Origin of the sequence: Clostridium sp. (genome assembly GCF_032552055.1) — a bacterium.
GTDB lineage: Bacteria > Bacillota > Clostridia > Clostridiales > Clostridiaceae > Clostridium.
The window spans coordinates 1-4,236 of sequence record NZ_JAWGSV010000267.1; the positions used below are offsets into that span (position 1 = coordinate 1).

5 protein-coding genes are annotated in these 4,236 nt (G+C 24.9%); all 5 read left to right on the forward strand.

The window, feature by feature from the left end:
• Positions 1-319, forward strand: a 319-nt coding sequence (locus tag E6248_RS13830; RefSeq protein WP_316341372.1) for a winged helix-turn-helix domain-containing protein, incomplete at its 5' end; no start/stop codon positions are given.
• A complete protein-coding gene (locus E6248_RS13835) occupies positions 319-1,779 on the forward strand; it encodes a HAMP domain-containing sensor histidine kinase (protein ID WP_316341373.1) in 1,461 nt (486 codons plus the stop codon). The genes E6248_RS13830 and E6248_RS13835, both read left to right, overlap by 1 nt.
• 168 nt (positions 1,780-1,947) lie before the next feature.
• Positions 1,948-3,306, forward strand: a complete 1,359-nt coding sequence (locus E6248_RS13840) for an FtsX-like permease family protein (protein ID WP_316341374.1) — start codon at positions 1,948-1,950, stop codon at positions 3,304-3,306.
• An 11-nt stretch (positions 3,307-3,317) separates the two neighbouring features.
• On the forward strand, positions 3,318-3,950 hold the full coding sequence (locus E6248_RS13845; protein WP_316341375.1) for an ABC transporter ATP-binding protein: 633 nt from the start codon (positions 3,318-3,320) through the stop codon (positions 3,948-3,950).
• 52 nt (positions 3,951-4,002) lie between these two features.
• A partial coding sequence (locus E6248_RS13850) for a hypothetical protein (RefSeq protein WP_316341376.1) occupies positions 4,003-4,236 on the forward strand: 234 nt, incomplete at its 3' end.

Here is a 4,236-nt window from a genome sequence, read left to right on the forward strand (position 1 = left end):
ACTTAGAAGAGGAATAAAAATTGATGAAGGTAAAAAATGGTACAATAAAGGTATAGAAGTTGATTTTGATGGGTATTCAGCAAAAAAGGATGGAAAAAATATAGATTTAAAACCTAAAGAAATAAAATTATTAGAATTATTATTAAAATATAATGGAAAAGTTTTAACGAGAGCACAAATTATAGATAATATATGGAGTATTGAAGAAGCACCAAATGACAGAGTAATTGATGTATATATTAAAAACATTAGAAAGAAATTATCATTAGATTGTATAATAACAGTTAAAGGAATTGGATATAAGTTCGAGGAGAAATAATGAGAAGATTAAAACTATTTTCAAAAACATACATATTTACTATGGGTTTAATAAGCATGATAATCCTAATTTCACATATTTTAATATATTTAGCATTACCCAATGTATATGTAAATAATAAACAAAAAGAAGTTGATAAAATTATTGAAGAGTTAATTGAAAAAGTAAAGTCAGCAGATGAAGAAATGTCATTTAAACTGGCTAATAATTTTGCGCAAAAATATAATATTCAAGTTTCACTAACATTAGGTGAAGAGAAAAGATCTTTTCAGGGACTTGGAAAAGTAGAGATAGATATAGAGCAAGATATAATTAAAGATAATTTTTTAATACTTCCAGATATAAATGGTGTAAACATTATAGAGAATTACCAAAATGGTAGTATTGGAGTTATAGAAGATGCTACTATAAACCAATATATTAATATAAATAATACATCCATAATAAAAAATAAAAATTTTAGAACAATAAATGATATAGATGGCAATATACAAATAGTAATGGATTTAGAATCATTTACAGAAACTAGAGATATTATATTAAAAATATTACCATATTCTATTTTTATAAGTTTACTTGTAGCATTAATTGCATCATATATATATGCAAAAAGAATTACAACTCCAATAAAAGAAATTTGTGATGTTACAAAAGAAATGGAAAACTTAAATAAAAAAGCCTTTTGTAAGATAGAAACTGAAGATGAAATAGGAGTATTAGCAGCTAATGTAAATAGCTTATATGAAAATTTATTAAATACAATTGTATCATTAGAGGAAGAAATAAAAAATGTAAGTAAGTCTGAAAAAATTAAAGTAGATTTTTTAAGAAGTGCATCGCATGAACTTAAAACACCATTAATGAGCATGCATATAATGATTGAAAATATGATACTTGATATAGGAAAGTATAAGAATCATTATGTATATTTAGAAAAATGCAAAGAAATAGTTAATGAGTTAAGTAAAATGGTGCAAGAAATTTTAGATACTTCACGAATTAATACTATAGATAATAAAAATGAAAAGTTTGTAGACTTATCATATATAGTAGAAAAGACCATAGAACCATATAAACTTATAGCTAAAACAAAAAAAATTAATATGAATCTTAATATAGAAGATTCATTTAATGTTAAAATTGATGAAAAATTATTTGTAAAGGCTATTTCTAATATTATTTCTAATGCAGTAAATTATACTGATGAGGAGAAGGAAATAAGAATTTATATAAAAAATAAGAAGCTTATTATAGAAAATGATTGTGAACCAATTTCTAGTGAGCATTTAGAACATATTTTTGAGGCTTTTTATAGAGTTGATTTTGATAGAAATAAAAGTACAGGGGGAAATGGGCTAGGGTTATATATAGTACAGCAAATATTAACTATAAATAAGCTGAATTATTCATTTAAACCAATTCCAAATGGAATGAGATTTAAAATAGATTTCAACGATTAATATGCTAAGAATATCAGATTACTGATATTCTTTTTTTATAGCTTTAAATATATTTAATAGCTATGAATAATATTCTAGTAATACATAAACTTCAATATTTAATTTCATAAATATTTCATATTAGATTGTTACCATATACATGAAATTATCAATTAGGGAGGAAGAAAAATGAGTGTATTTAAAAGAGCAATCTTATATGTAACAAGAAAGAAAATGAAAAGCCTTATTATGTTATTTATATTATTTGGTATAGCGACATTTATTTTAAGTAGTATTTCAATAAAAAAAGCAGCAACTATAGCAAGATTAGATTCCAATAGAGATATAGCTAATAGTTTTGAGGTTAAAAATAATCTTGAAACAAATTTACAAGGAGCAGTACCAGAAAGTTTGGTTAATAAGATTTCAAAGATAGATGGAATTAAGAATTATGATGCAGTAATTCACGGGGCTGGGTTAGATATTAAAGAGATTAGTCATATAGAACCAACAAAGAACACAATTCAATATAGTTATGAAGAAAAATATAAGAATCTTTTTACTGTAGAAGGACATAGTTCAACTGAATTTGATAATAAGTTTACAAGTAAGGCATTTGAGCTGGTAGAAGGAAGACATATTGTTGAGAATGATAGGAATAAGGTATTAATTCATAAGGCTTTAGCAGAAAAAAACAACTTAAAGGTTGGAGATATAATAAAAGCTACTAAAAACCCAGAAGATTATAGAGCATCTAAAGTTTCAAAAAATGAATATGAACTTGAAATTGTAGGGCTTTTTGATAGTGACAACACTGAAAGAGTAGGAGATAAAACAGAGCTTGCTGAAAACACTATTATTTCAGATATCTATACTCTAAAGACTTTATATGGATATTCTGATGGAAATGTTCAATATACAAATGCTGTATTCCAGACAAGTGGTAATGTAGAAGAAGTAATATCAAAAGTTAATAGTATTTCTAATGACTGGAGTAAGTATACAATATCAAAAAGTGAAGATAATTTCTTAGCTTTATCTAAATCATTTGATACTTTAGAAAAAATTATAAATATGGTTTTAATAGGAGCAATTATAGCAGGAGCAATAATACTATCATTAGTTTTAGCATTTTGGATTCAAGGAAGAATTCATGAAACAGGTATTTTGCTTTCTATTGGAGTATCAAAGTTCAAAATTATTTCACAATATGTGATTGAATTATTACTTATAAGTGTAATAGCTTTTGGAGGATCTTATTTTTCAGGTAAAGTAATTTCACAAAATATAGGTAATGCAATAGTTAGTCAAGCCAGTAAACAAGCCGTTCAAGAAGTTAAAAGTGGATTTGGTGGCTTTAATTTAGGAACTGATCCAGAAACTTCTTTAGTAACTCGTACAGTAGATAAAATAGATGTAAAAGTAGAATTTAAAGAATTAATTTATGTGTATGTTATAGGAACAGTTATTATAATACTTTCAGTAATGGTATCATCAGCATCAATAATTAGATTAAAACCAAAAGAAATATTATCTAAAATGAGCTAGGAGGAATATAAATGTCAATTTTAGCATTAAATAAAGTTAATTATTCATATAAAAATGGAAAAAAAGTTTTAAATGATATAAGCATGGAATTTGAAAAGGGAAAATTTTATACTATTTTAGGTGTTTCAGGTTCAGGGAAAACAACTTTACTATCATTATTAGCTGGATTAGATGAGCCTAAAAATGGTGAAATATTATATAATAATCAAAATATAAAAGTAAAAGGATATGAGAATCATAGAAAAAATAATATTTCATTAATATTTCAAAATTACAATTTAATTGATTATATGACTCCTTTGGAAAATTTAAAAATAGTTAATCCAAAAGCAGATAAGATAATATTAAACAATTTAGGTTTAGCTGATGATGAAATTAATAGAAATGTATTACAACTATCAGGGGGACAGCAACAGCGTGTTGCCATTGCAAGAACACTTGTTGCAGATTCACCAGTAATATTAGCAGATGAGCCAACAGGAAATTTAGATAGTGATACAGCTGATGAAATTATAGAAATATTAAAAACAAGTGCACATAAACATGGAAAATGCGTAATAGTGGTTACTCATAGTAAGGAATTAGCTAAAAAATCAGATGTTGTACTTGTGCTAAAAAATAAAAAACTGACACAGATTAATTAACAAAAGTTATATTATTAAAAATTAGTTTTAAAAGAGAGGCTTAAGTGTGAAAATGAAACATTTTAAAGACATAAATTTAATAAGTAAAGTATTATATGTTATCTCAATAATTATATTAGCACATACATTATTAACTATATATAATTCACATATGTATATATTATCACTTGTAACATCAAGTAGGCTTGTAGTAAGTGAAAGTATATTAACGGTAATAACATACTACATTAATTCATCATTACCGTATGCATTTTATTCAATAGCAACATTTTCTATGGGATATATC